The organism is Salinivibrio sp. SS2, from assembly GCF_001722075.1.
GTDB classification, from domain to species: domain Bacteria; phylum Pseudomonadota; class Gammaproteobacteria; order Enterobacterales; family Vibrionaceae; genus Salinivibrio; species Salinivibrio proteolyticus.
Genome location: NZ_MEBP01000098.1, coordinates 1 through 26180, shown reverse-complemented (window position 1 = coordinate 26180; position 26180 = coordinate 1). Strand labels below are relative to the sequence as shown.

General features: G+C 52.0%; 24 protein-coding genes and 1 riboswitch. Of the genes, 9 read left to right on the top strand and 15 right to left on the bottom strand.

The window, feature by feature from the left end; translation table 11 throughout:
- The first annotated feature begins 179 nt into the window (after positions 1 to 179).
- Positions 180 to 1118, top strand: a complete 939-nt coding sequence (gene mdh / locus BGK46_RS12100; protein ID WP_069589609.1) for a malate dehydrogenase — start codon at positions 180 to 182, stop codon at positions 1116 to 1118.
- 81 nt (positions 1119 to 1199) lie between these two features.
- Here mdh and ispB read toward each other — a convergent pair whose 3' ends face one another.
- Positions 1200 to 2171, bottom strand: coding sequence for an octaprenyl diphosphate synthase (ispB, locus tag BGK46_RS12095; protein WP_069589608.1), 972 nt, complete (start codon positions 2169 to 2171; stop codon positions 1200 to 1202).
- A 364-nt stretch (positions 2172 to 2535) separates the two neighbouring features.
- Here ispB and rplU point away from each other — a divergent pair, with 364 nt between their 5' ends.
- From rplU to folA, 6 genes are all read left to right on the top strand, one after another.
- Positions 2536 to 2847: a 50S ribosomal protein L21 gene (gene rplU, locus BGK46_RS12090; RefSeq protein ID WP_069589607.1), complete on the top strand. Its 312-nt coding sequence runs from the start codon at positions 2536 to 2538 to the stop codon at positions 2845 to 2847.
- Between the two features lie 19 nt (positions 2848 to 2866).
- The gene (gene rpmA, locus BGK46_RS12085) at positions 2867 to 3124 is read left to right on the top strand and encodes a 50S ribosomal protein L27 (protein ID WP_069589603.1); all 258 of its coding nucleotides are present in this window, start codon (positions 2867 to 2869) and stop codon (positions 3122 to 3124) included.
- A 219-nt stretch (positions 3125 to 3343) separates the two neighbouring features.
- Positions 3344 to 4507 (top strand): Obg family GTPase CgtA, encoded by a 1164-nt coding sequence (cgtA, locus tag BGK46_RS12080; RefSeq protein WP_069589601.1) that lies wholly within the window; start codon positions 3344 to 3346, stop codon positions 4505 to 4507.
- Between the two features lie 200 nt (positions 4508 to 4707).
- On the top strand, positions 4708 to 5487 hold the full coding sequence (locus tag BGK46_RS12075) for a threonine/serine ThrE exporter family protein (protein WP_069589598.1): 780 nt from the start codon (positions 4708 to 4710) through the stop codon (positions 5485 to 5487).
- Complete coding sequence (locus tag BGK46_RS12070) at positions 5484 to 5948, top strand: threonine/serine exporter family protein (protein WP_069589596.1); 465 nt, start codon at positions 5484 to 5486, stop codon at positions 5946 to 5948. The genes BGK46_RS12075 and BGK46_RS12070 overlap by 4 nt, the downstream gene beginning before the upstream one ends.
- An 18-nt stretch (positions 5949 to 5966) precedes the next feature.
- On the top strand, positions 5967 to 6449 hold the full coding sequence (gene folA, locus BGK46_RS12065) for a type 3 dihydrofolate reductase (RefSeq protein WP_069589594.1): 483 nt from the start codon (positions 5967 to 5969) through the stop codon (positions 6447 to 6449).
- Here folA and apaH read toward each other — a convergent pair.
- Genes apaH through lptD form a run of 6 tightly spaced genes read right to left on the bottom strand, consistent with a single transcriptional unit; the run spans position 6446 to position 13149 of the window.
- Positions 6446 to 7276: a bis(5'-nucleosyl)-tetraphosphatase (symmetrical) ApaH gene (gene apaH, locus BGK46_RS12060; RefSeq protein ID WP_069589592.1), complete on the bottom strand. Its 831-nt coding sequence runs from the start codon at positions 7274 to 7276 to the stop codon at positions 6446 to 6448. The genes folA and apaH overlap by 4 nt on opposite strands.
- A 21-nt stretch (positions 7277 to 7297) precedes the next feature.
- Complete coding sequence (apaG, locus tag BGK46_RS12055) at positions 7298 to 7681, bottom strand: Co2+/Mg2+ efflux protein ApaG (RefSeq protein WP_069589589.1); 384 nt, start codon at positions 7679 to 7681, stop codon at positions 7298 to 7300.
- Between the two features lie 14 nt (positions 7682 to 7695).
- Positions 7696 to 8502 carry a 16S rRNA (adenine(1518)-N(6)/adenine(1519)-N(6))-dimethyltransferase RsmA gene (rsmA, locus tag BGK46_RS12050; protein ID WP_069589588.1) on the bottom strand — a complete coding sequence of 269 codons (807 nt, stop codon included), beginning with the start codon at positions 8500 to 8502 and terminating at the stop codon, positions 7696 to 7698.
- A complete protein-coding gene (pdxA, locus tag BGK46_RS12045) occupies positions 8499 to 9485 on the bottom strand; it encodes a 4-hydroxythreonine-4-phosphate dehydrogenase PdxA (protein WP_069589587.1) in 987 nt (328 codons plus the stop codon). Before pdxA ends, rsmA begins: the two co-directional genes overlap by 4 nt.
- On the bottom strand, positions 9475 to 10770 hold the full coding sequence (surA, locus tag BGK46_RS12040) for a peptidylprolyl isomerase SurA (protein WP_069589586.1): 1296 nt from the start codon (positions 10768 to 10770) through the stop codon (positions 9475 to 9477). Before surA ends, pdxA begins: the two co-directional genes overlap by 11 nt.
- A 54-nt stretch (positions 10771 to 10824) precedes the next feature.
- Positions 10825 to 13149, bottom strand: a complete 2325-nt coding sequence (gene lptD, locus BGK46_RS12035; RefSeq protein ID WP_069589585.1) for an LPS assembly protein LptD — start codon at positions 13147 to 13149, stop codon at positions 10825 to 10827.
- A gap of 154 nt (positions 13150 to 13303) precedes the next feature.
- Here lptD and djlA point away from each other — a divergent pair, with 154 nt between their 5' ends.
- Complete coding sequence (djlA, locus tag BGK46_RS12030) at positions 13304 to 14137, top strand: co-chaperone DjlA (RefSeq protein ID WP_069589584.1); 834 nt, start codon at positions 13304 to 13306, stop codon at positions 14135 to 14137.
- A 12-nt stretch (positions 14138 to 14149) separates the two neighbouring features.
- On the opposite strand, the gene BGK46_RS12025 is transcribed toward djlA, so the two are convergent.
- From BGK46_RS12025 to rapA, 3 genes are all read right to left on the bottom strand, one after another.
- Positions 14150 to 15127, bottom strand: coding sequence for a D-2-hydroxyacid dehydrogenase (locus tag BGK46_RS12025; RefSeq protein ID WP_371440487.1), 978 nt, complete (start codon positions 15125 to 15127; stop codon positions 14150 to 14152).
- Between the two features lie 86 nt (positions 15128 to 15213).
- Positions 15214 to 15933: a bifunctional tRNA pseudouridine(32) synthase/23S rRNA pseudouridine(746) synthase RluA gene (gene rluA, locus BGK46_RS12020; RefSeq protein ID WP_069589580.1), complete on the bottom strand. Its 720-nt coding sequence runs from the start codon at positions 15931 to 15933 to the stop codon at positions 15214 to 15216.
- 39 nt (positions 15934 to 15972) lie between these two features.
- Positions 15973 to 18882, bottom strand: coding sequence for an RNA polymerase-associated protein RapA (gene rapA, locus BGK46_RS12015; RefSeq protein ID WP_069589578.1), 2910 nt, complete (start codon positions 18880 to 18882; stop codon positions 15973 to 15975).
- A 311-nt stretch (positions 18883 to 19193) separates the two neighbouring features.
- On the opposite strand from rapA, the gene BGK46_RS12010 reads away from it, so the two are divergent.
- The gene (locus BGK46_RS12010; protein ID WP_069589577.1) at positions 19194 to 20567 is read left to right on the top strand and encodes a PhoH family protein; all 1374 of its coding nucleotides are present in this window, start codon (positions 19194 to 19196) and stop codon (positions 20565 to 20567) included.
- A gap of 36 nt (positions 20568 to 20603) precedes the next feature.
- Here BGK46_RS12010 and BGK46_RS12005 read toward each other — a convergent pair whose 3' ends face one another.
- The 5 genes from BGK46_RS12005 to BGK46_RS11985 form a co-directional block, all read right to left on the bottom strand.
- A complete protein-coding gene (locus BGK46_RS12005; RefSeq protein ID WP_069589575.1) occupies positions 20604 to 21608 on the bottom strand; it encodes a GGDEF domain-containing protein in 1005 nt (334 codons plus the stop codon).
- Positions 21609 to 21675: 67 nt separating this feature from the next.
- A complete protein-coding gene (thiQ, locus tag BGK46_RS12000; RefSeq protein ID WP_069589573.1) occupies positions 21676 to 22380 on the bottom strand; it encodes a thiamine ABC transporter ATP-binding protein in 705 nt (234 codons plus the stop codon).
- Positions 22374 to 23963 carry a thiamine/thiamine pyrophosphate ABC transporter permease gene (thiP, locus tag BGK46_RS11995; protein WP_069589572.1) on the bottom strand — a complete coding sequence of 530 codons (1590 nt, stop codon included), beginning with the start codon at positions 23961 to 23963 and terminating at the stop codon, positions 22374 to 22376. Before thiP ends, thiQ begins: the two co-directional genes overlap by 7 nt.
- 5 nt (positions 23964 to 23968) lie before the next feature.
- Positions 23969 to 24955, bottom strand: a complete 987-nt coding sequence (thiB, locus tag BGK46_RS11990; RefSeq protein ID WP_069589736.1) for a thiamine ABC transporter substrate binding subunit — start codon at positions 24953 to 24955, stop codon at positions 23969 to 23971.
- A gap of 52 nt (positions 24956 to 25007) precedes the next feature.
- Positions 25008 to 25109: riboswitch (TPP riboswitch) on the bottom strand.
- A 38-nt stretch (positions 25110 to 25147) separates the two neighbouring features.
- On the bottom strand, positions 25148 to 25939 hold the full coding sequence (locus BGK46_RS11985; RefSeq protein WP_069589570.1) for a DUF547 domain-containing protein: 792 nt from the start codon (positions 25937 to 25939) through the stop codon (positions 25148 to 25150).
- Between the last annotated feature and the right edge of the window lie 241 nt (positions 25940 to 26180).

Here is a 26180-nt window from a genome sequence, read left to right as displayed (position 1 = left end):
GATTTCAACGCAGCAAAAAGAAAAATGAGAGCTTTGGCTGATCATCACCGCTTGACGCTTGAGTGCACGCATAGGCGGGCATATGATGAGCCCACAGTTCGCACCATTACGTGGCGATTTGTGCCCGAACAGAAGCCGGACCGGATCCGGACTATAAGAAATATCGAAAGGAGAACGACATGAAAGTTGCTGTGATTGGCGCCGCGGGAGGCATTGGTCAGGCGTTAGCCCTACTGCTAAAAAATAACCTGCCAGCGGGTTCCGACTTGGCTCTGTACGATATCGCACCGGTTACCCCTGGGGTAGCTGTGGATTTAAGCCATATCCCAACCCCGGTTTCTATTAAAGGCTACAGCGGTGAAGACCCAACCCCAGCGCTGGAAGGCGCGGACGTGGTCTTGATTTCTGCTGGCGTCGCCCGTAAGCCTGGCATGGACCGCTCAGATCTGTTCAACGTAAACGCCGGTATTGTTAAGTCCTTGGCGGAAAAAATTGCCGATGTTTGCCCGAAAGCGTGTGTCGGTATTATCACCAACCCTGTGAACACGACAGTGGCGATTGCGGCGGATGTCCTCAAAGCCAAAGGCGTCTACGATAAAAACAAATTGTTCGGCGTCACCACCTTGGATGTGATTCGCTCTGAAACTTTTATTGGTGAGCTAAAAGGCATGGATCCGCGTGAGGTTTCCATTCCGGTGATCGGCGGTCACTCGGGCGTTACCATTTTGCCTTTGCTGTCTCAGGTGAAAGGAGTGAGCTTTACTGACGAAGAAGTCGCAGCACTTACGCCACGTATCCAAAATGCGGGCACAGAAGTTGTCGAAGCCAAAGCAGGTGGCGGCTCTGCGACCTTGTCGATGGGGCAAGCAGCGTGCCGTTTCGGCCTATCTCTAGTGCGCGCGCTACAAGGTGAGTCAAATGTGGTGGAGTGTGCCTACGTGGAAGGCGATGGTCAGCACGCGCGCTTCTTTGCCCAACCGGTGCGTCTGGGTAAAAACGGTGTGGAAGAAATCTTGAGCATCGGTGAGCTGAGCGCGTTTGAGCAAAAAGCGATGGACGATATGCTCGACACCTTGCGTAAAGACATTCAAATGGGTGAAGAATTCGCGGCGAAATAGCCCCTTCATCGATGAAAAAACGGCGCGATATGCGCCGTTTTTTATGCTTGCTTGTCGCTAAATAGCGATAGACGCGTGTGGTTACTTATTCCGGTTAACCGCCAATTTTGCCAACGCGACTAAGGCGGCCTTGTAATCCGAATCTGCTAAACCATCTAGGGCGCGAATCGCCTTTTCTGATTCTTGCTCTGCACGCTCACGGGTATAGGACAAGGAGCCACATTGGTCCATGCAGGCCAAAATCGTCTCGAGTTTGTCCCGTCCATTCCCCTTCTCAATGGCTTCGCGGATCATAGCCGATTGATGCTCAGTGCCGTGTTGCATCGCATGCAACAAAGGGAGCGTCGGTTTCCCTTCGGCTAGATCATCGCCGGCATGTTTACCCATTTCGTCATCCGCGCTGGTGTAGTCCATGACATCATCAATCAGCTGAAACGCCGTTCCCAAATAGCGGCCATAGTCTTGGAAGGCTTTTTCTGTCTCCGGATCCGCGTCGTTGAGAATGGCCCCGACCTGGGTCGCTGCCTCAAAAAGACGTGCGGTTTTAGAGTAGATCACCTGCATGTAGCTCGCTTCGGTGGTATTTGGGTCGTTACAGTTCATTAACTGCAGCACTTCCCCTTCGGCAATAACATTGGTGGCCTCACTCATCAGATCCAATATCTTCAATGAGCGCAAACTGGTCATCATTTGGAATGAGCGGGTGTAGATGTAGTCGCCGACCAGCACACTGGCGGCATTACCGAACATGGCATTGGCCGTTGCATTGCCACGGCGTAAATCCGATTCATCGACCACATCATCATGAAGCAAGGTAGCGGTATGAATAAACTCAATAAACGCGGCCGCTGTGGTGTGCTTTTCACCTTGATACCCAAGGGCTCGCGCCGCAAGAACCGCCAACATAGGGCGTAAGCGCTTACCCCCGCTGTTTACGATGTAAAAGCCAAGTTGGTTAATAAGCGCGACGTCAGAATTGAGTTGAGCCAGTATTTTTTGATCGACCTGCGCCATGTCATCACTGATCAAGGCTTGGATTGATTTGAAATCCATGAATAAAATCCGGGCTTTGTCCTAGTTGCTTGCTTGCCGCCACAAAACTGCACGTTTCTACGACGTGATGGATGAAAGACGCATGACGTATCAGCGTTGGCGTACTTTCAGGGTCAGTATCGGCGCTAGCGCGGGTGTTTAAGGTATCAATGGTACACCAAATCACGTGCGACGAGATAGCTCTCAGGCCTGCAAAAAGTGTGGGAATCTATGCTGAGCAGCTTTTCACCAATTTTCTTGCGATCCCCTCTTGCCTCAAATCAATTTCTACCGTAGAATTCGCGCCCTATTGATGAATTATATGCGCACCCCTTACTGCTCAAATATTAAACGCAGTAGGCCGTGCGGAAATGCGGAGTAAACCATGTACGCAGTTTTCCAAAGTGGTGGTAAGCAACACCGAGTAAGCGAAGGCCAGACTATTCGCTTGGAAAAGCTAGACGTTGAAACTGGCGAAAGTGTTGAATTTGACAACGTGCTGCTAGTAGCAAACGGCGAAGACGTTAAAGTTGGCGCGCCATTTGTTAGTGGCGGTAAAGTAACAGCGGAAGTTGTTACCCACGGTCGTGGCGATAAAGTGAAAGTCGTCAAATTCCGTCGTCGTAAACATTCTCGCAAGCAAATGGGCCACCGTCAGTGGTTCACTGAAGTGAAAATCACTGGCATCAGCGCTTAAGAGTTAGGAGAGAGAAGAGATGGCACACAAAAAAGCTGGCGGTTCTACTAAAAACGGCCGCGATTCAGAAAGTAAACGTCTAGGTGTTAAGCGTTTCGGTGGTGAGTCTGTTCTAGCAGGTAACATCATCGTGCGTCAGCGTGGTACTAAATTCCACGCAGGTACTAACGTAGGTTGCGGTAAAGACCACACTCTATTCGCTTTGACCGACGGTAAAGTGAAGTTCGAGACTAAAGGTCCTCAGAACCGTAAATTCGTTACTATCGAAGCTGAATAAGTTTCAACGCCAAGCGAATTTTGAAGCCCTGCCACTTGGCGGGGCTTTTTATTGTGTCTGGTGATCCCTCGTCGAGCCGCCGCCAATCCACGGTAAGCAGAAAGTCAGCCAAGGCTGAAAATTGATCCTAAGATCGATAAGATCGCCACACACCAATCTGGGATAAGGCTAGCAGCCCGGGAACGAGATGTTTCTGGCCGCTGGTGCGGAGAAGTTAGCATGAAGTTTGTAGATGAAGCGATAATTCGCGTAGACGCGGGTGACGGCGGCAATGGTACCGTCAGCTTCCGACGTGAAAAGTATGTGCCCAAAGGGGGCCCAGATGGCGGCGACGGTGGCGATGGCGGTGATGTATACCTGCTCGCCGACGAGAACCTTAACACCCTGATTGATTACCAATTCGAGCGCTTTCATGCCGCAGGGCGTGGTGAAAATGGTCGCGGTGGTAACTGTACCGGAAAACGCGGTGATGATTTGGTGCTGAATGTGCCTGTTGGTACCCGTGCTGTCGATGAAGATACTGGTGAAGTGATTGCCGATTTGACCCAACATGGCATGAAAGTCATGGTGGCAAAAGGCGGCTTCCATGGGTTGGGTAATACCCGATTCAAATCATCCGTCAACCGCGCGCCACGCCAAAAAACCATGGGGACTAAAGGGGAAGTCCGTCAGCTGCGCCTAGAGCTGTTGCTCCTCGCCGATGTGGGCATGTTAGGCTTGCCGAATGCGGGTAAATCAACCTTTATTCGCGCGGTGTCGGCAGCTAAACCAAAGGTCGCTGATTACCCCTTTACCACCTTGGTGCCAAGCCTTGGCGTGGTCCGTGTCGCTGCCGATAAAAGCTTTGTTGTGGCGGATATTCCGGGCCTGATTGAAGGGGCTGCCGATGGCGCGGGACTGGGTATTCGCTTCTTGAAACACCTTGAGCGCTGCCGTGTCTTGTTGCACATGATTGATCTAATGCCTGTGGATGGTACCGATCCGGTCGACAATGCGTTTACCATCATTGATGAGTTAAACCAATACAGTGAGAAGCTGGCAGATAAGCCGCGTTGGTTGGTCTTTAACAAAGTCGACCTCATGCCAGAAGAGCAGGCGCAAGAGCAAATCGACCGTGTGTTAGAGGCGCTCGCGTGGGATGATAAATATTACGCGATCTCTGCGATCAACAAGGCGAACGTCCAGCCACTGATTTACGATCTGATGGGCTTTATTGATACCTTACCGGCACCGACGCCAGAGGTTGAACCAGAGGATGAAACGGTGGCCTTCAAGTGGGATGATTACCACGAGAAGAAACTCAATCAGTCGGACGATGACGACGATGATTGGGACGATTGGGATGAAGACGACTACGACGTCGAAATCATCTACAAGCCTTAATCTGACAACCGCTGCTCACGAGCAGCGGTTTTTTTATGCCTATCGTCGCCATGTTTGATCGCCGCTGTATTGGCTGAGCGCAGAAAAAGGTACGCTGCCCAATTCCGACAAGGAAATCGGAGGTGTTTTATTTGCATCAAAGATTTTAAGCAGTTATTCATCAATACTGCGACAGTAGATAAAGGCGAGAGGGATAGCGGGTGACGAGACGGTTAACCGAACCAGAACAGCGTGCGATTTCACGTTTGGTCATAGAAGTCGGGCAGCGACTTTTGCAACATGGTGCAGAGAGTAAACTGGTGAGCGATGTTAGCATTCGCTTGGGCAAAGCGTTGGGGCTAGACAGTGTCGAGCTCGCGCTATCAGCCAGTTCATTGGTGGTCACCACCTTGAACCGCGGCCATTGCATTACCACGGCGAGACAGTGCCCCGACCGCGGGATCAATATGCAGGTGGTAACGGATATTCAGCGCACGGTGATCCTCGCGGAAAAGGGCATTCTCGACGCGCCAGCGGTGCGTAAGCGTCTCACCCGCATCAAGCCTCATCGTTATCCTCCTTGGCTAGTGGTGGGCATGATAGGGCTTTCCTGTGCCGCGTTTAGCCGGTTGGCCGGTGGTGATGCGGTTATCTTTGCCTTAACCTTTGTCGCATCGGCGTGCGGCATGCGTGTGCGCCAACTACTTGCCCACCGTCAGTTTAATCCTTTGCTCACTTTTGCGCTTACCGCCATGGTGACCACCTTAATTTCAAGCGTGGGGACGGTGATGAATTGGGGCAATGAACCTTTTCTGATCATGGCATCGTCGGTGTTGATGTTGGTGCCGGGTTATCCGCTCATTAACGCGGTCTCTGACATGGTGAAAGGATTTGTCGATATGGGGATTGCACGCTGGACCATGGCGTCGTTACTGACCCTCGCCACCGCGCTCGGTATTGTCGGGGCGATGAATCTTGTCGGCGCATGGGGGTGGTTATGAGTTTGCTGCTTGCCCTATTGGAAGATATGTTTTTTGCCATGATCCCCGCGGTGGGGTTTGCCTTGGTCTTCAATGTGCCTGCCAAAGCGCTCAAATACTGCGCTTACGGCGGCGCGATTGGTCATGGGCTAAGGTTTGTGTTGATGGAGTCGGGTATGGCTATCGAGTGGGCGACGCTCGCGGGCGCCACCACCATCGGGTTTTTAGGGGTGTATTGGTCTCAGCGCTTTCTGGCCCATCCTAAGGTATTTACCGTCGCCGCCATTATTCCCATGATCCCCGGCGTTTACGCGTTTAAAGCGATGATCGCCTTGGTGACTATCAATAACCAAGGATACACGCCGACCTTGTGGGCCAGCTTGATGGAGAATTTGATTAGCGCTGGGTTTATCTTGGCCGCATTAGCCATTGGTCTTGCGATGCCGGGGTTATTATTTTATCGTCGCCGACCAGTGATTTAATTCAATGAGGCCAGCGTAATGCGAGTCAGCTTAATTGCCGCAATGGCAAAAGACCGAGTAATTGGAAAAGATAACCAGATGCCTTGGCATTTGCCGGCTGATTTAGCGTGGTTTAAGCGCACCACCCTAGGGCATCCTGTGGTGATGGGGCGTAAAACCTTTGAGTCGATTGGCCGCCCTTTACCAAAGCGTACCAATATTGTGATCAGCCGCGATCCTGACTATCAACCAGACGGTGTGACCGTGGTCGCTTCGCCTGAGCAGGCGCTGGCCGCGGTGGGCGATGTGGCTGAGGTGATGGTGATTGGCGGTGGGACCATTTATGACGCGTTTTTACCGCGCGCAGACCGCTTGTATCTCACCTTTATCGACACCCATGTTGAAGGCGATACTCGTTTCCCTGATTGGGGTGAAGGGTGGACGCAAGTGGCTAGTGAAACTCATGCACCGGACGAGAAAAACGCCCACCCACTGACTTTTACGGTTTGGGAGCGTGGTTAAGCACCGTTATTGAGCGCTGGTTGGGTAAAGCAAACCTTGTCTTCCCAACGCAGCAAGGTTAACTCACCGCCCCAAACACAGCCTGTATCCAGCCCGTATAAGCCGGGCTGGATGGTTCCCCCTAAAGCCGCCCAATGGCCAAACACAATCGCGTGTCCCAGTGGTTGTTGGCGCGCCACCGCAAACCAAGGGATGAGACCAGTATCTGCCGCTTTCGAGGGAGGTAGCTTGCATTGCATATCGAGGCGACCATCGGGCCAGCAAAATCGCATCCGGGTCAAACTATTAATGATATAGCGGTAGCGAGGCAGGCCTTCCAACGTTTCCTCCCAGTGATCGGGTTGATCCGCATACATATGTCGTAATAACCACGCTTGCTCATTGCTGTGCAGTATGGCTTCGACTTCACGCGCGCAGGCGACAGCCGTCGCTTTATCCCATTGTGGGCTAATCCCCGCGTGGGTCAGCAAAAAGCCACCGTCGTCTCGCGCTGATTCGTCGATTAACAGAGGCTGAGCCGCTAACCATTGAAGCAATGTTTCTCGGTCTGGCGCGTCGAGGATCGGCTGGGTACGGTCTTTTGGCTTGGCCGGTTTAATCCCGTGTGCAACGGCTAATAGATGCAGATCGTGGTTGCCAAGGACTATCTTGGCTGACGCGCCGAGCCCATGAAGATAGCGCAATACGGATAAGGAGTCCTGCCCGCGAGCGACCAAATCACCAGCGACATAGAGGGTATCGTGAGCGGGGGAGAAATCAACGCGCGCCAACAGCGCGCGTAGTTCTTGGTAACAACCTTGAATATCCCCGATAAGATAGGTAGCCATGTGTGGCCTCCTTGAGGGACGTTAGTGAAGAATGTTAGGGAGCGCGAGGCGGAACGGCTCAATTTCCACTTTAAACTGGTTATCGGCTTGATCTTGCATGGTATAGAAACCCTGCATCACGCCCACAGGCGTTTCAATGATGGTGCCACTGGTATAGGTATACTTTTCTCCCGCGGCAATACTGGGTTGCTCTCCCACCACGCCTTCGCCCTCAATCTCGAGCTCTTTACCGTTGGCATCTGTGATTAACCACTTGCGTCGCATCAACTGTGCGGGCGCATCACCTTGGTTTTTAATGGTGACGGTGTAAGAAAACACAAAGCGCTCGTTGTCCGGCTCGGATTGATCTTCGACGTATTGGGTCGCGATATTAATCTCGAATTGCGGGTTATCGGTGGCTTGCAAGTCAAGGCTCCTGTTTATTGTTGATGGTTGGCGTCCAGCCAGTTTGCCAAGTTGACAAACTGCTCCAGCGTCAAATGCTCCGGTCGCAAACTAGGATCAATACCGAGCTCGGTCAGTGTGTCCACACTCACCAAGGATTTGAAACCGTTACGTATGGTTTTACGGCGTTGGTTGAAGCCCTCACGACAAACGCGCTCTAACCATTGCATGCTCGTTGCAGGGTGCGGCAGCGTTTTGTGTGGGATGAGGCGAACCACAGCCGAGTCCACTTTAGGCGCAGGTTTAAACGCGCTGGGTGGGACTTCTAGTACCGGAATGACCTGACAGTAATATTGCGCCATAACGGTTAATCGACCGTACGCTTTGGTTCCTGGACCCGCCGCCAAGCGGTTTACCACTTCCTTTTGCAACATAAAGTGCATGTCTTGCACATGGCCTGCAAATGAAAACAGATGGAACATCAAAGGGGTCGAGACGTTGTAAGGCAGATTACCGAAAATCCGCAAAGGCCCTTGCTTGGCAAGCTCGGCAAAATCAAACTGCATCGCATCCGCTTCGTGAACGGTTAACTTGCTGGCCATAAATGGGTGGCTACGCAGGCGGGCGGCCAGATCGCGGTCAAGCTCGACCACGTTTAGATGATCCACTTGCTCAGTGACAGGCTCAGTCAACGCGCCCAGTCCCGGACCAATCTCAACCAGATTTTCACCGGATTGCGGATTGATGGCCGAAACAATGCCGTCAATGATGTAAGGGTCGTTTAGGAAGTTTTGTCCGAAACGTTTTCTGGCGCGGTGGCCTTGGTGGACTTTATCGCTCATGCTTTGCTATCTACTAATTCAATGGCGTGGGAGATGGCCGTCCGCAGGCTTCCTGTATCCGCCGTACCAGTACCTGCTAAATCCAGTGCGGTACCATGATCTACTGATGTTCTGATAAAAGGGAGACCCAAAGTGATATTCACTGAGCGCCCAAATCCTTTGAATTTTAACACAGGTAAGCCTTGGTCGTGATACATCGCCAGTACAGCATCGGCATCTTGCAGATATTTCTCTTGGAAAAGCGTATCAGCAGGGAGCGGTCCGACCAAGTCCATCCCTTGCTCGCGTAACTCGTCGAGCGCAGGTTCAATGATGTCAATTTCTTCGCGACCCAGACAGCCGTCTTCCCCTGCGTGCGGGTTGAGACCACAGATATAAATACGTGGCTGCTTGATGGCGAATTTCTCTTGCAAGTCTTGATGCAAAATCGCAATCACATCATGCAGACGCTCTCGGGTGATCGCTTTGGCGACGTAGGCGAGCGGGATATGGGTAGTCACGAGTGCGACACGCAAGCCTTCAGTGGCCAGCATCATCACGACCTGATTGACGTTCGCGTGTTGGGCAAAAAACTCCGTATGACCGCTAAATGAAACACCAGCACGGTTGATAATGCCTTTGTGAACGGGGCCAGTGACAATGGCAGCAAATTCACCGTTGAGATTCCCTTCAGCAGCGCGTGTCAGTGTTTCAAGCACGTAGCGGCCATTGGCTTCATCTAATCGGCCCGCTACTACAGGCGCGCCGAGCGGTATATCTTCGACAATCAGCGTACCGGCTTGGTGTGGCGTGGCTGGCTGCGTGGCGTCGTAGTGCTCAAGCGTCACTGATAGACCAAGTGTCTTGGCGCGTTCTACCAACATGTCTCGATTGGCCACCACCACCAGTTGGTGTGGCCAAGGATGTTGTGCCATCGCTAAAATTAAATCAGGGCCAATCCCCGCAGGCTCTCCCGGGGTGATGGCAATACGCTTAACGGTCATCGCCGAGTACCTCAACGTACGCACCGGCGCGTAACTCTTGCAACCATGCTTGTGCTTCTTCGTTAAACTTGCGGTTAAACAGCATACGATAGGCTCGGTTTTTCACCGCTGCATCGGTTTTATCCACTTCGCGACGGTCGGTGACTTCAACAATATGCCAGCCATGTACCGTTTTGAATGGCTCGCTGATCTGGCCTTGTGGAAGGGCATCCACTTTGGCTTTAAAGGCAGGGACATAGACATCTGTGGTTGACCAGCCTAAGTCACCCCCATTGACGGCCGAGCCAGGGTCATCACTGTACTGTTTGGCCAAATCGGCAAAACTCTGATCACCCCGTTTGATCTGGGCGATGATGTCATTCAGCTCTTTTTGCGCACCTTTGTCACTAAGGACAATCGATGGCTTAATCAAAATATGACGCGCTTTTACCTCAGTCACCGCGACGGTCTCGAGTCCTTCTACATCGGTGATTTTAAGAATATGGTAGCCCACACCACTGCGGAAGGGGCCAATAATGGCATCTTTCCCTTGGTTACTGATCTGGTCGGCAAAGATGGTTGGCATTTCCTCTAAACGTAGCCAACCCCAATCTCCCCCGTCGAGCGCTTTCGGCCCTTTCGAGTATGCCATGGCCAAATCAGCAACTTTTCCACCGTGGCGTAGTTTGTCGACAAGCTCAAATGCTTGCTTTTTCACGGCTTCGCGCGTGGCTTTATCCGCGTCATCATCCAGCTTTAGTTGGATGTGAGACAGCTTGTAGCGCACTTTTTGCAATTGCTGTTCGTTCAGTTGTTTAGCCAAGGATTCGACTTCTTGCGGCAAAATACTGATCCGACGACGCACTTGGGCATTGCGTGCTTCTGAAATTGTCAGCTCGCGGCGCACTTGTTCGCGGTATTGCGCCCAAGAGGTACCTTGCGCGCTAACTTGTTTGCGCAGCTCATCAAGGCTCAGCGACTGTTCTTTGGCGATATTAGTAATTGCCTGCTGTAGCTGGCTATCGTCAATTTGAATGCCTAAACGCTTCGCTTCTTGTAATTGCAGCTCTTCAACAATTAAGCGTTCGCGCATTTGCTCTTCCAACACAGAAGCTGGCGGCAATTGACGCTCATTTTGTTGTGCGTTCAGGGTCACGGTGCGACGCATGGCTTCCATATCACTGTTCAGCACAACCCCGTCGTTAACTACAGCGACCACGCTATCCAGCTCTTTGGGCGCTGCGTGGGAAAAAGGTGTAAGCAACACTAAAACGCCAGTGATGAGGGCGTGACTCCATTTGTTCATGCTTTGTCCACTTCTAAAAAAATCGTTCTACTGTCCAGACCACAGTGCGCCGTGTTAGTTCTTCAGCGCAAAAGGATCGCGGTAGCCAAGGGCGTTTCCTGAGTCTGTACTGAAATTGAAACCGCTTTGTGCGCCGAGACCCAGCAGACTAAACGAGAGGGTGACGTTGTTGTCGTATTCAGGATCGCTGTTGATGTTAGAGCGCGAGAGCAAGTACTCATTGTAGCTCAGTCCAATGACCCAGCAGTCGGAGCGATAAGTCAGGCTAAACTGGTTTTCCAGCATGACATCTTGGGTAAGATCGCGCCAGTATTGCCCTTTAAAGCTCAGCCCATTCCAAAGTGGGAAGCCTGTCACGATCCCTGCTTGCGACAACCCATCGTCAGTTAGCTTGCTGATATCTCGGTTTGGCAAGGTCGACACTATGTAGTCCTGCGCCACGTAACGATAGCTGGTTTGCGCGTAAAAGCCGCTTTGTCGATATTCAGCAATCGCGTTACCGAATTGCAACTCACTCAAGTTGCTGTCGTACTGCATGGAGCCGCGAACAAAGAAATTATCGTTGAAATTAGCTTCCCCTTCGAGCGCCCACGCGGAATAGTCGAACGCATCCACATCGTCATCCGAGGAGCGATCAAAATAATAAATTTGACCAAACGACAGGTTAAAGCGCTCTTTATAACCGCTGTCGTAAAAGCGCGTGGTAGCCCCGTAGGTGAGCTGGTTAGCGGGATTGATAAAGTCGATACTACTGAACTGATTACCGCGGAATAGGCCATAGTAATCGGTTTGCAAGCGTGCGGTATCGTATCCGCCCCCGTTGTAGTTCACTGGGTTGTAGATATCACTTTGATTGACATCCTTGATATACAAGTACTGAACTTGTGGCTCAAGGGTTTGGCTAAAGTTGCGCCCCATCGCCCAGAAATTACGCTCAAGCACCAGCCCTGAGTGTAACCGCAATGTAGGGATTTTCCGCTCGACCGACTTACTCAGTTTGGCGGTCGACTCAGCATCCGGTGAGGCGTTATCAAAGCGCTGGTCATAATGGGTGTAGAGCATGCTTGCTTCGGCGGTAGCGCTAAACCAAGGACGCGTGAAGGGAATGCTTAAGGTCGGCGCCAAATGGGTCCGGGTGGCTTCAGGTTTGTTCGGGTCATCACTGGCAAACACGCTCAATTGTGCGGGCAAGCTAATATCCGCCCAGCCCAAGGTTTGCGGCGCATAGTAATTAAGGTCTAGCTGCGGCATGAGGCGATAGACACTGGTATTCTCAGTCAGTGCTTGGAAATCTCGGACACGTACCGTGCTATTCCAATCTAACCCGCGATAGCTGATTTCGCCGGTTTGTAGCAAGGTATTGTCTTCCCGTTTACCCACATCGGAGTCGATATTCTGAAAGTAAGCAATATCGCTGACTTTGCTGTAATCGGCCTCATAGCGCCAGTGACCTTGGACGCCACTGTGTTTCCAGTTGAAGCCCCAACGCTCATCCAGTTCAGGATTGAGTTGGTCGTCAGGAAGGTACTCGGAATATAACGAGCCGTATCCGAATGGCGCTAAATAACGAATATTGGTGTTAAGCTGAACGCCACGCTCCGACATGTATTTCGGCGTAATGGTGGCATCAAGTTGTGGGTGAATATTCCAATAAAACGGGGTTTCTAGCTCAACCCCGTCGCGATCACTCCACGACACCGATGGATAGAGGAAACCCGTTAAGCGCCCATCCTCGACCGGTACACGCAAATAAGGCAGGTAAAAGACGGGCACATTCATCACCTCAAATTTGGGGTGATACAAGTCGGCGAACAGGCTGTCTTCTTCTTTTTCGATTTTAGAAGCCGAAAAGCGCCAGCTTTTATCTTCATCCGGACAGGTGGTAAAGGTACCGTCTTCCATTTCATAGAAGGTAGTACCATTTTTAAATACCCGTTTGGCTTCACCGCGCCCCGGTGTACACAGCATTTTGTACTGTGCGTTATTGAGTGTGGTGTCTTCCGTGTCAAGGTTGGCCTGCAGGTAATCTGAGGTCACCATCATTTGCCCATCATTGAAGACCACATCGCCTTGGGCGGTGACAATACGCTCAGGGTCGCGCAGCGTAGCGGTATCCGCGGTCATTTTACGATGCCCTTGGGTAACCTCAACGTTGCCGCTGTAAATGGCTTTTTCGTTTGATTGGGCTTCGGCGCGATCAGCCACAACGCGAATCGGGGCGTTGTTCACATCTTGCGTTTGTTCACTGGGAGGAATACAGCGCGCCTCGCTGTCCGGGCAAGGTGTGTCGGCGGAGTCCGCATTGGCAAAAGCAAGCGCTGGGCCATAGAGCGCCAGGCTAATCATGGTGGCTAAAAAGCTGCGTGCAGTCGGTGACATTGAAGAAGACATTCCTGTTTTATCTGATAGCGTGGTGTACACGAAGGCAACGCATCAGTATGCTTTGGCTGCAAAATGCGATTATCATAAATCAATTTACGCCCGGCATCACCTGTAAATGTGCAGGGTGTGAAACCAGCAATGAGACCATGGCATGCAACTATATGGCAAGGTAATTGGCGCTTTTCTCGGCATTTTACTGGGAGGCCCATTCGGTTTTTTTCTTGGCCTGTTCTTAGGTCATCAGTTTGATAAAGCCAAACAACGCGCTTCACTGGGCGGTTTTGGCGGAGGTTTCGGTGCTCAAGGTGCCGAGGCGCAACGTGTCTTTTTTCATGGCACCTTTGCTGTGATGGGACATGTGGCAAAGGCCAAGGGGCAAGTCACACAGGAAGAGATTCGTCTAGCCAGCTTAATTATGGATCGCATGCAGTTGCATGGGGCGGCGAGGCAATCCGCGCAAGACGCTTTTCGAGAAGGAAAAGGCGGTGATTTCCCGCTCCAAGAGACTTTGAATGGGATCCGGGCGTTAAGCCAAGGGCGGCGCGATCTGCTTAGCTTTTTCCTTGAAGTGCAGGTACAAGCGGCGTTTGCGGACGGAGAGCTGCATCCGAAAGAGCGTGAGTTACTGTATATCATTGCGGAGGGATTGGGTTTTTCCGCGCAGCAACTTGAGCAGCGTCTGCGTATGCAAGAAGCCGCGTTTCGATTTAGCCAAGGCTACCAAGGAGATTGGCACCAGCACACGGGTGGGGCGGGAGCACCACCGCGTCAACGTGAAGTGGATGATGCCTATGAGGTTCTCGGTGTGGATTCCTCAGCTTCTGCTCAGGAATTGAAAAAGGCATACCGTAAGTTGATGAATGAACACCATCCTGACAAGCTGATGGCCAAAGGGTTACCCCCTGAGATGATGGAATTGGCGAAAGAAAAAGCACAAGAAATTCAAAAAGCTTACGATGTGATTAAAAAAGCCCGCGATCTTTAGCGGGCGGCCGTGTTAATTAATCAAGGTGTGCTGTGGTGTGCCTCGCAGATAGCCATCAATGTTATCCATCAGTTGCTGGCTGAGCCGATTCACCGCTTCATCTGCTCCCCATGCAATGTGAGGAGTAACGATTAAATTCGGCAGTGATGCGGTGATAAGCGGGTGATCATCAGGGGCTGGCTCTTCGCTCAGCACATCTAGTCCTGCGCCACCAATTTGACCGGTTTTTAGGGCGTCGAGGAGCGCGTGTTCATCAACTAACCCGCCACGTCCTGTATTGATCAATAAGGCATGATTTGGCATGCAGGCGAGGACATCACGGTTAATTAAAGCTTCGGTGTTCGGATTTAACGGGCAGTGTAACGAGAGGATATCGGCGCGGCTGATCACCTCATCAAAGGGTAGATAACCCTCCCGGCAATGAGTGGCTCCGTGGTGCTCAGCAAACATGACTGTCATGCCGACTGCGCGTGCCAAACGTGCAACGGCCTCGCCTAAAACCCCTTTACCGATAATCCCTAGTTTACTGCCGGCTACGCTGCCGATTGGGTGAGTAAAAAAGCAAAACTGACCATGCTGTTGCCATGCGCCATGTTGGACGTCGAGGTGGTAGCCGAGCAATTGACGTTTAAGTGCAAAGATCAGGGCGATGACGTGTTCAGGTACCGATTGAGTGGCATAACCTTGGACGTTACACACTTGCACTCCACGCGCTTGGCACGCGGCTAAGTCGACATTGTTCACCCCAGTGGCGGCCACCGCAATCAGTTTGAGGTTAGGACAGGCGGCGAGCACCGTCTCATCGATGACCACTTTATTGGTGATGGCGACCTCGGCCTCTTGCAAACGCGACACGACCTCATCAGGCTGTGTTTCACCATAGGCTTGCCAGTGATGGGGCGAGCGAGGTGTGGGCAGCACAATATGGGCTGGAATGGTGTTACGGTCGAGAAAGACGATATTGACGGGGGTACGCTGAGCCATGTTGATCTCCGTGTCTCAATCCATGGCTCTAGGGTGCGAAATATCGTCACATTGTGCAATCGTTTCAGCGAACGCGAGGGCAATTCGGGGTGCTAGGTCGCGCTGGGTGAGGCCAGCTGATACTCATCGGCAAGTCGATTAGTGGGCATCGTGGTATAAAACTCACAGGGGGCGTGAAAATGCATGACGTCGCCGGTTGTTGGGTGTAATAAACTCAGCTCGGCCGCGTGCAAATGAAGGCGAGAGGCATAGTCGAGTGCCTCTGGAGAGGCGTAAAACTCATCGCCAACGATGCTATGTCCCAACGATTGCATGTGCACACGAAGCTGGTGCGAGCGCCCTGTCAGCGGGTACAAGGCCATCAAACTGGTCTTAGGGAAGGTGTTTAAGCAGCGATAGTGTGTCTGTGATGGCTTCCCATGCTCAAAGCAGACCTTTTGGCGCGGGCGGTTAGGCCAATCACAAATCAGCGGCAAATCAATGTGCCCTTCATGATCAGCAGGATGCCCCCAGACTTCGGCGTAGTAAAGTTTGGTCGGAATACGATCTCGGAACTGGGCCTTAAGGTTTCGCTCAGCCTCTTTGTGGGCGGCAAAGGCCATCACACCAGACGTCGACATATCTAAGCGATGGACCAGCTCCGCTGCGGGAAAGGCGTCTTTCACCCGTGACCATGCACTATCGTAGTGGGCCGGATCGCGGCCAGGGTTGGCCAGTAAACCGCTGGGTTTATTGATCACCACCAAATCCGCATCTTGATAGAGAATATCAAGCCAAGGTTCGGTGGGGGGATGGTATTCTGTCATTGCCATAGGATATATCGGGGCCGGCTGGCCCCGCCTAACGCTTAATTATTGATGACTGACCACAATCAGACGCAAGGCGTCCAATTCAATCTGCGCGTGTTGAATGTGATGTGAAAGGGTGCTGATTTGCTCGCGTAGGGCATCCAACTCATCATCACGGATATTGGGGTTGACGGTTTTGAGTGCCTCTAAACGCGCCAAGGCTTGGGTCAGCTCGCTTTCCATTTCTTGGTGAGCACGGGTTTGAATCTCCCCCAGTGCTTTTTCAGCTAAAGGCTCACTTTTTTCAATCAAACGGTGAACTTGGCTTTGTACCGAGTTAACCATTTTGCTGCCCAAATGGCGATTGACGGGGCTTAACTGGCGATGGAAACCCTCAAACTCCACATTGGCGGATAAATCGTTGCCATTCGCATCCAGCAAGACACGTACCGGCGTTTGCGGTAAGAAGCGATGAATCCCGCTTGATTTCGGCGCTTGGGCATCCACCACATAGATAAGTTCGAGGAACAAGGTGCCCACCGGCAGCGCTTTGTTTTTGAGCAAAGAGACTGCGGTGGTGCCAATGTTTTCGCTCAGTAGCAAGTCGATACCGCCACGCACGATAGGGTGCTCCCACGAGACAAACTGGACGTCTTCGCGACTGAGCGCTGTATCGCGATCAAAGGTGATGGTGCAGCCATCGATGGGTAGACCCGGATAACTCGGAACCATCATATGTTCTGATGGTGTGACTACCAGCGCATTTTCCCCTTTGTCATCTTGGTTGACGCCGATGGTATCAAATAGCCCCAAGGTAAAGGTGACCAAGCCGGTATCGCCATCTTGGTCGGCAATCGTCTGCGCTAACTGTTTCGCCGCATCCCCACCATGTGAATGCATTTCTAACAGTTTATCGCGACCTTGCTCCATTTCCGCTTTGAGGCGCTGGTTCATGGCAGCGCTGTCTTCGATCAGCGTGCTGAGGGCGTCGTCTTGTTGGTTTGCGGCCAGCAGGGTCAGTAAGGTCTCGCCGTATTGCTCGAACACCGCACGACCGGTTGGGCAGGTATCTTCAAACGCGTCGAGACCTTCGTGATACCAGCGTGCCAAAATAGTTTGCGCGGTGCCTTCAAGATAGGGGACGTGAATGGCAATATCTTGTTGCTGGCCGATACGGTCAAGACGACCGATACGCTGCTCCAAAAGGTCTGGGTTCATGGGTAAGTCGAACATCACCAACTGATGCGCAAACTGGAAGTTCCGGCCTTCTGAGCCGATCTCCGAGCAGATCAACACCTGCGCGCCCCCTTCCTCTTGGGCAAAGTAAGCCGCGGCTTTGTCTCGCTCGACAATCGACATGCCTTCGTGGAACACAGTGCCACGAATGCCTTCGCGCTCACGCAGCGCCTGCTCTAAGGTCAAGGCGGTTTGCGCCCGTGAACAAATGATCAGGACTTTATCGTTACGGTGCGTTTTCAGGTAATCGAGCAACCAATCGATACGCGGATCAAAGCCCCACCAGCTGGCACTGTCGCCTTCGAACTGTTGATAAATGTCTTCAGGATAAAGGTTTTGTACCGCCTTTTGTTCCCCTGCGAGACGGCCGCCCATCATCTCGGCAACGCGCATGGCTGTTTGATACTGTTTAGGTAAAGTAAGTGCATGCATGTGCAGCTTTCTGGTTGGAAATCCGCTGATTGCTGCACGAGTATTACGGAAGAGAACACGACCGGTCCCGTGGCGGTCCATGAGATCGTCAATTAACTGTTGGCGAGCATCGCGCTGAGTCGACTCATCATCACTGTGGATGAGCGCCAAGCGCTGCTCCAAATTGTCGCTTTGGAGCAAGGTGCGGATGCTATGTTGTGCCGCATCACTCAGAGGCGCATCGGCAAGCAAAGCTTCAACCGCTTCTGCTACTGGCGCGTATTGCACTGCCTCTTCCACAAAGGCGTCGTAATCGTAGAAGCGATCTGGGTCGAGCAGACGCAGGCGAGCAAAGTGGCTTTGTTGGCCAAGTTGCTCCGGTGTGGCAGTGAGTAGCAACACGCCCGGTGTATGTTCGGCGATGCTCTCAATGATTTGGTATTCGCGGCTGGGGGCATCCGGTGCCCATGACAGGTGATGCGCCTCATCGACCACTAGCAGATCCCAGTGGGTCTCACAGACTTGTTCGACACGACGGCGATTTTTACGCAAAAACTCCAGCGAACACAGGACCAACTGTTGGGTATCAAAGGGGTTGTAGGCATCCGCTAGGGCCTCAACACAGCGCTCTTCATCAAAAATTGAGAAGTGCAGATTAAAGCGGCGCATCATCTCGACCAACCATTGGTGCTGCAAGGTTTCGGGCACCACGATCAAGACTCGCTCTGCGCGACCTGCCAGCACCTGCTGGTGGATGATCATGCCCGCTTCAATGGTTTTACCCAAGCCGACTTCATCGGCAAGCAATACGCGTGGCGCATGACGGCGACCGACTTCATGAGCAATGTAAAGCTGATGGGGGATCAGGCCGGCACGCATGCCGGTTAGACCGCGTAATGGGCTGCGCAGTTGCTGGTGTTGATTGGTCAGCGCACGATAGCGCAGGGCAAAACGATCCATGCGATCAAGTTGGCCAGCAAACAGCTTGTCTTGCGGTTTGTTAAAACGAATCTGGTGACTGAGCAAGATTTCGCGCAGAGACACCTCGTCTTCGCCAGTATCATTGCGTGTACCGATATAGGTTAATACCCCGTCGTTTTCCTCAACACGCGAGACTGTCATGGTCCAGCCTTCATGGCTTTCCACCTCATCGCCCGGGTTGAACATCACCCGGGTAACGGGTGCATCGTGGCTGGCATACAGCCGTGTTTCATCACTAGCAGGAAACATTAGGGTCACGGTACGGCCGTCAACAGACACCACGGTGCCCAGTCCTAGATCATGCTCCGTATCACTGATCCAACGTTGTCCAAGCGCAAATGACATAGGGGAAAACCTCTGAATTAACTCGATTGTCGAAGACGCAGCCCCGCGACAGCGGCGCCGTTTAAATACTGTGCTATTCAGTGTGGCACTGAAAAAATTGGCCGCCAATAGTACTCGAACTTGTGAGGAGCGTCACGATGAAACTCAATGAATCCCCGCAAAGGTCACGCTGACACACAAACGTCATTATCACGCGGCAAAGATAAAAGCGTGACGTGGCGCAGCGAAATAGATTGGGAATTCCCAATGCCAGGTCTACGCTTAACTTAAGCGCTGTCACCGACAGTGAACTGCCGACACAGGAGGTGCCTATGGGCGACGCCGACCGGAAGCTGTTTGTATTGGATACCAATATTCTCCTCCACGAACCCTTCGCTATTTACTCCTTCCAAGAACACGATGTTGTGATCCCCATGACCGTCCTCGAAGAGCTTGACCGCATCAAAGACAGCAAGCGTGATGTCTCACGAGATGCGCGTGTCGCGATTCGAGCGTTGGAAGATATCTTTAAAGAAGCAACTCCCGATGAAATCGGCGAGGGTATTGCCGTCGGTAAAGGGGATGCGACGGGCACCGTATCGATACTGGCCGACTTTGAAATTAAAGAAACGGTACACGCCTTTGCTGACAAGGCTGGCGATAACCGAATTTTAAATGCGGTGCTATATCTACAAACCAAACGCTCACCACGCAAAGTCGTATTGGTGACCAAAGATATTAATATGCGACTGCGCGCTAAAGGCGCGGGAGTGATGTATGTGGAAGACTATCGCACGGATCAATTGATTGACGATGTGCGATTGCTGACCAAAGGGTTTCATACCTTTGAGGGCAGTTTTTGGGACAAAGTCGGGGAATGTGATAGCCAAGCGTATGGCTCAGATACCCTCCACACCTTACCGTCTGAATTATTGGAAACGCCGTTCGTTAACCAGTACTTGTTGGATGAAAGCGACGATTTCGCGGCACGCATTCAAGCCATCAATGGTGAAAAAGCGATCATTAAAGACCTTAGTCGCGAGCGACTGATGCACCGCACCGCTTGGGATGTAAAGCCGAAAAATATCTACCAAGGCATGGCGATGGACGCGTTACTGGACCCGACCATTGATCTAACCATTTTGACCGGGCCGGCAGGGTGCGGAAAAACCATTCTGGCGATGGCCGCCGCGCTAGAACAGGTGGTGGAAAAGGGAATGTATGACAAGATCATCGTTACCCGAAACACTCCAGATATTGGCGAGTCGATCGGCTTTTTGCCAGGCACGGAAGAGGAGAAAATGTTGCCTTGGCTGGGTGCGGTGACCGATACGTTAGAAGCGCTGCACATGAATGATGAATGCACGGATGGCTCGATGCGTTACATCATGGAGAAAGCCAACTTACAGTTTAAGTCGATTAACTTTATGCGTGGTCGCTCGATTCAAAACGCGTTTGTGATCTTGGATGAGTGTCAGAACCTGACTGCCTCGCAACTGAAGACCATTATCACTCGCTGTGGTGAAGGGACTAAGCTGGTTTGCTCAGGCAACTTAGCGCAAATCGACTCCCCCTACCTCACGCCGGTCACCTCAGGGCTGACTTACATTGTCGAGCGATTTAAAAATTTCGAGGGCAGTGCGTGCGTATACCTCAACGGGGTAGTACGCAGTCGTCTTGCCGAGTTTGCCGAAGAAAACCTTTAACCGAGCCGGCGGCTTAGCCGCCGTGTTTTTCTAAAGTTAAAACAGCTCGACATCGTCGGCGGCAACAAAGGTTTTGATGATGCCGCTTTCCAGCAATTCTTCGTAGAAAGCCACTTGATTGCGACCGTTTTGCTTGGCGTGATAAAGCGCCTGATCCGCATTACCCAATAAGGTACTGGTGCTCTGATGCGCTTTATCGATACGCGTTGCGCCCATGGAAATGGTCACGGTTTCCGCCGCGCCAAAGTCGCGCGCGTTGACATTGGCAATAAAGGTATTGGCTTTTTGTTCGGCCATGGCGCGTGTGCAAGGATGAAGTAACACCACAAATTCATCCCCGCCGTAGCGAAACAGGGTGTCTTCGACAGAAAAGGTTTGTCGCATTAAAGACGCGAGCAACAAAATGACTTCATCGCCAAATACATGGCCAAAGTTATCATTAATTTGCTTGAAATGGTCGACATCAAAAATACAAATCCAAGGATAACTCGCCTGATCCAAGTCGCTGTCCATCGCCGCGGGCGCTTGCGCTAAGCGATCACTAATCAGGTCTAATTTTTTGGTCAGTACCTTGCGATTGAATAGACCGGTGAAGCTGTCTCGCTCGCTGGCCATAATGATTTGTTGATAGTTCTCATAGATGTGAATGAGGCCAGACACCATAGCGAGCTGTTCCTCGTTTAATTGCTCTGCGCGGCCACATAAGACACCGCGAATGTCCTCGTCTTTTTCGTAATAGATAGGGACAGCAACCAAGGTGTGATCGTAAGCCTGATGCATGGTGACCTCTTGGCTCTCGAGGCAGTCTTCCAGCAGTGCATCTACTTGTTCGATATTTTCTTGCTGAAAGGCGCTGTTGTCATTGGTACCCAGCACCGTAAAAGGGGGATTCAGTCCAGAGCAGTAATCGAGTAACACTACTTCACTGACAGGCGTCAGCTCAAGGATCGACGTCAGTAGGCTCTTGGTAATCGCATCAACTTCAGTTTTGGCCGTGAAATCGACGATAGAGTCGAGTATCTGAATGCTACTGGCGAGCACAAAGCGCCTCCTTAAAAGGGTCTATTCCTGTTGTCAGTATAGAAGCCAATCGAGGAGGCGCCATCTATTAGGGGGATTCCATCATGCCCATATAACGATGCATGGCCGGTGGGGGTGCATTCAGATCCGCCACGGGGCGAGATAAGGCAATCTGTCCCTCATCGACGTAGAGAAAACGAGAGGCAATGGCTTTCGCATCGTCGGGGTGATGGGTCACCATCAAAACGGTTGTACCTTGCGCGTGGGCGGTCCGTTTCACTAAGGCTAACATGTCTTTTTTCAACGCAGGGTCAAGGGCTGAAAAAGGCTCATCAAGTAATAACAGAGGCTGTTGACGCGCAATACTTCGTCCGAGTGCAATCCGCTGGCGCTGCCCGCCGGATAATGCGCCGGGTAAACGATCTAAATAAGGTGTCAGCCCCACTGCGTCCGTGGCGCTTCTCACGCTCTCTTTTTGTGCGTGACTGAGCTTGAGTGAGGGCGAAAGTCCAATCGCCATGTTGTCAAACACCGATAAGTGGGTGAAGACATTATGCTCCTGAAACAGGATGGAGAGTGGGCGCTGGTGAGCCGGCGCGGTAGTGACTGGCTTACCTGCAATCAAAATCTCGCCATTATTAGGAGCAATCAATCCTGCAATCAGAGAGAGTAAGGTACTTTTCCCGGCGCCGCTTGGGCCGAGTACAGCAACAATCTCCCCCGGCGCAATGTGGGCGTCGAAGTGCATCCACGCTTGCTGGTAGCGATACGTGATATTGGAAAGGGTTAGCATGCGTGTCTCCATTGGACGAGGCGGATGATCAGAGCGTAGCTGCCTAAACTGGTCGCTAATAACAGCATGGCCGCCGCGGCGCCCGCATCCATTTGATAACTGCCCATCAGACGAAATAGATACAAAGGCAGTGTTTGAAAGTGTTGGCTACCAAATAAAGAGATGGCGCTGAGATCGCCCATCGAGAGGACAAAGCTGACCGCGAGGCCACGTGCTATTGGGCGGCGTAAGCACTGCCATTCAATTAAGCGCAAGCGAGTGATCCCACGCACGCCTAAGGTGGCACAGAGTGCATGATAAGATTGCGCCACTTGATAGGCGGGGGCACTGAGCACCTTAATCAAGTAAGGTAACGCCATCAGGGCATTGACTCCCATCACCAACCACAAGGCGAGGCTAAAGACATCGCTAAATTGGCGAAACAGCAAAAACAGTCCTGTACTTAATACGATACTGGGCACTACCAGAATCATGGCTCCTAGCGTCTCAATACCATCGGCTCGCCTTTTTTGACCATGAAACCGCCAGTGACGGCTGGCTAAGATCACCGCAATTGCCAACACAAATGCGATAGCGGTCGCGCCGGTGGCCACCCATAATGAGTGCATGGTGGCTTGCCATAACGCTGTATCGGCAAGGACAGTGAGCGCACTTGGGTTGAGCCCGCGATACAGCACCACACCCAGTGGCGGCAATACGAGAAGCAAGACCAAGGTTATCCAGAGCAGATCCCAGCATTTCGCCGCTCGGCTATCGAGGGCATGCGGCAACGGTAATACTTCACTGGGTGTATTCGGCACCGCGCGTGTGAATGTTTGCACCACAAACGCAATCGTGCCGCACAGCATCATCTGCCATAGCGCCAATGCCGCGCCGGTTTGCAAGTCAAAGTCAAAGCGAATGGCTTGGTAAATGGCCAGCTCTATGGTGGTGGCTTTGGGGCCGCCGCCAAGCGCCATGACGGTAGCAAAACTGGTAAAGCAGAGCATAAACACCAGTCCGACGATGTGGGGCAAACTTTGGCGAAGATAAGGCCATTCAAGGTGACGAAAACGCTGCCAGCCACCTAAACCTAATTGCGTCGCTAAGCGGCGTTGATCGGCGGGGATCCCCTCGAGCGCTTGCACCATGATCTGGGCGGAAAATGGTAAGTTGAAAAACACGTGTGCCAGCAAAATGCCGCTCAATCCATAAATGGAAAACGGCATGGAAAGATCAAAATGTTGTAGGGTGTCGGCGATCAAGCCGCTGCGACCAAAAATGGCCACCAAGCCAAATACCCCGATCAGCACAGGCAGCACTAAGGTCATGGCAAACAGTTTCAACAACCAACGTTTACCGGCAAACTCGCGACGCGACAGGGCGTGGGCAACAGGAATCGCTAATCCCACGCTGAGGATCACTGATAAAGTGGCTTGCTTGAAGCTAAATACGGTGACGTGACGAAGGTAGGCATCTTGCCATAGTGCCTCAAGGTTAAGATCTTGGCTGTGAGAGAACAGCGCCCATAGGGCGCTGCCAATTAAAAGCACGACGAGACTGGCCGCGAGACTGCCCGGCCAGGTGCGTGAAGGATTGAGCATGACGACTATTCAACCAACGCTGTTTGCCAGTCACGCACCCATTGTTGACGGTTGCCCATCACTTCATCGGGTTGATAAAGCAGGCTCTTCTCGGGTTTATTCAAGGTATAGAAGGCATCTGGTAACGTGATATCAGTAACAGGATACATCCATTGCGTAAGGGGAATGATCGACTGCGCTTCATCGCTAATCATAAACTGTAAAAACGCATCCGCCAGTTCTGGCTGGTCGGTGTAGGCTGATTTCGCGGCCACTTCAATCTGCATATAATGGCCTTCTTCAAACGTCGCGGCGGCAAAGCGGTCATCATCATCTGCAACCAGATGGTAAGCCGGTGATGTGGTGTAAGAGAGCACCATGTCTGCTTCCTTGTTCAGGAACATATTGTACGCCTCGGTCCAGCCTTTGGTCACGGTAATGGTGTTCTCCGCGAGATCACGCCATGCTTGCTGACTTTGATCGCCGTATACTTTCTGGATCCACAGCATTAAGCCTTGGCCAACGGTGGAGACACGGGGATCTTGGTAAATCACACTGATGTCATCACGATCTTCAATCAAGGCTTTCAAGCTCTTGGGCGGATCGAGCAGGCGCGTGGTGTCATACACGAAGGCAAAGTAGCCGTAATCGTAGGGGATAAAGTAGGGATTATCCCAACCGCCGGGTACCTGTAGGCGCTCCGTATTCACTGCGTGCTCGGCGACAATGCCGCTCCGCTCCGCTTCTTTCATTAAATTGGTGTCCATACCCAGCACGATATCGGCGCTGGTGGTACTGCCTTCAATCCGCATGCGGTTGAGCAAGGCTGCGCCGTCTTCAAGGGACACAAACTCGACCTCACAGTTACAGCGTTTCTCGAAGGCGGTTTTGATTTTCGGCCCTGCGCCCCACTCGGCGATAAATGAGTCGTAGGTATAAATAGTCAGCGGGTCAGCGGCGCGGGCGCCAAGCGATAACAGAGACAAAGAAAGTACGGTTAAAACAGACGTAATGACTTTCACAGCACGCTCCTAAGTTGGGCGTGGGTGTTGAGGCTGGTTGATGACATCATCAAGTCTCAATCCCTACGCCAGTGTTAGCTGGATCAGGTTCGATGGGTTTAGCGCGGCGCGCAATCTCAGCCAAGAGGCTCCCCAATGAGTACCACGCCATTGTACTGATTGGCTTAGGGTTAACCAAGCCTTTTAGTCAGCGGTTCGGTTAAGCGCCCAGTCGTAGTCATAGTCTAAGCGTGCATCCTCGGGAAGCTTGATATCGCGGTATTGATTGATATGGGCGATCACCCCTTGTTCACTGCCGCCAAAATCGGCCTTAAACCACTCATAGATAGAAGAAAGCTGCCACTGTTCGCCTTGCTGACTGACGCCTTTATCACTGTTAATAAAGGTGTAGGCGGCTTGTTCTAATTGTGCCTCCAAGGTGTCGGCTTGAAAGGCTTGTGGCTGCAGGTTCGGACAGCCAAGGCTGGCACAATTGACCGCATAGTGGGTACGCGGATCTTGCCATAGCGGGCGCAGAATGCGGTGTTCAATATCATTCAAGGTAAGGGGTTCACCTGCCACCGTGACCACCTCATCATCCCAAGGTCCAAAGCTAAACAGGCCACCGAGTTTGGTGATTGAACGGACAGGATACGCGTCCAAAATGAGCTTTACGGTGACTGAATTGTAGAGATTAACCCAATACGCGTATTGTTCGTCTTTGGTCAGGGTGCGCGGGTCGCGCGCGGTGAGCATGCCAATGTAATGATCGAGAGTCGCTTTATCGGCCTCGGTGACGGCTGCGTAGTTAAATAAGGTGTGCTGTCCTTGAGGCTGTAAATACTTATCGAGTAATACTTGCCAGCTGTGATGAGTAAATGTGGCTTGGCTGGCGGGGTTGTGCGTATCCCACATTGCCCAATAATCGGCTTTCGGGGCGGCCAAGGCTGGAAAAGCAACGAGTAACCAAAAAATGAGCGTGATCCGTGTTCGCATACCGCTTCCTCAATCGCGAGCGTATCTTGTTTATATCCTAGACCAGCTTGCGCCATGTTTGCTTTCATGGCCATAAAAAACGCTGCTTGAGCAGCGTTTTAGCCTGAATTCAGATAATAAGTGCAACACTCATGGTTAAACTGGCGAGAGGAAGTCAACTGCTGATAGTGGTACGCTTCTCATCGCCAAAACCAAAATGACTTGATTACCATGAGTTACCAGCAGTTGACCGAAGGACAAC

Coding starts and splice junctions, on each gene's coding strand:
- mdh (WP_069589609.1), top strand. CDS start 180: ATGAAAGTTGCTGTGATTGGCGCCGCGGGAGGCATTGGTCAGGCGTTA.
- ispB (WP_069589608.1), bottom strand. CDS start 2,171: ATGGATTTCAAATCAATCCAAGCCTTGATCAGTGATGACATGGCGCAG.
- rplU (WP_069589607.1), top strand. CDS start 2,536: ATGTACGCAGTTTTCCAAAGTGGTGGTAAGCAACACCGAGTAAGCGAA.
- rpmA (WP_069589603.1), top strand. CDS start 2,867: ATGGCACACAAAAAAGCTGGCGGTTCTACTAAAAACGGCCGCGATTCA.
- cgtA (WP_069589601.1), top strand. CDS start 3,344: ATGAAGTTTGTAGATGAAGCGATAATTCGCGTAGACGCGGGTGACGGC.
- BGK46_RS12070 (WP_069589596.1), top strand. CDS start 5,484: ATGAGTTTGCTGCTTGCCCTATTGGAAGATATGTTTTTTGCCATGATC.
- folA (WP_069589594.1), top strand. CDS start 5,967: ATGCGAGTCAGCTTAATTGCCGCAATGGCAAAAGACCGAGTAATTGGA.
- apaH (WP_069589592.1), bottom strand. CDS start 7,276: ATGGCTACCTATCTTATCGGGGATATTCAAGGTTGTTACCAAGAACTA.
- rsmA (WP_069589588.1), bottom strand. CDS start 8,502: ATGAGCGATAAAGTCCACCAAGGCCACCGCGCCAGAAAACGTTTCGGA.
- pdxA (WP_069589587.1), bottom strand. CDS start 9,485: ATGACCGTTAAGCGTATTGCCATCACCCCGGGAGAGCCTGCGGGGATT.
- surA (WP_069589586.1), bottom strand. CDS start 10,770: ATGAACAAATGGAGTCACGCCCTCATCACTGGCGTTTTAGTGTTGCTT.
- lptD (WP_069589585.1), bottom strand. CDS start 13,149: ATGTCACCGACTGCACGCAGCTTTTTAGCCACCATGATTAGCCTGGCG.
- djlA (WP_069589584.1), top strand. CDS start 13,304: ATGCAACTATATGGCAAGGTAATTGGCGCTTTTCTCGGCATTTTACTG.
- rluA (WP_069589580.1), bottom strand. CDS start 15,933: ATGGCAATGACAGAATACCATCCCCCCACCGAACCTTGGCTTGATATT.
- rapA (WP_069589578.1), bottom strand. CDS start 18,882: ATGTCATTTGCGCTTGGACAACGTTGGATCAGTGATACGGAGCATGAT.
- BGK46_RS12010 (WP_069589577.1), top strand. CDS start 19,194: ATGGGCGACGCCGACCGGAAGCTGTTTGTATTGGATACCAATATTCTC.
- thiQ (WP_069589573.1), bottom strand. CDS start 22,380: ATGCTAACCCTTTCCAATATCACGTATCGCTACCAGCAAGCGTGGATG.
- thiP (WP_069589572.1), bottom strand. CDS start 23,963: ATGCTCAATCCTTCACGCACCTGGCCGGGCAGTCTCGCGGCCAGTCTC.
- BGK46_RS11985 (WP_069589570.1), bottom strand. CDS start 25,939: ATGCGAACACGGATCACGCTCATTTTTTGGTTACTCGTTGCTTTTCCA.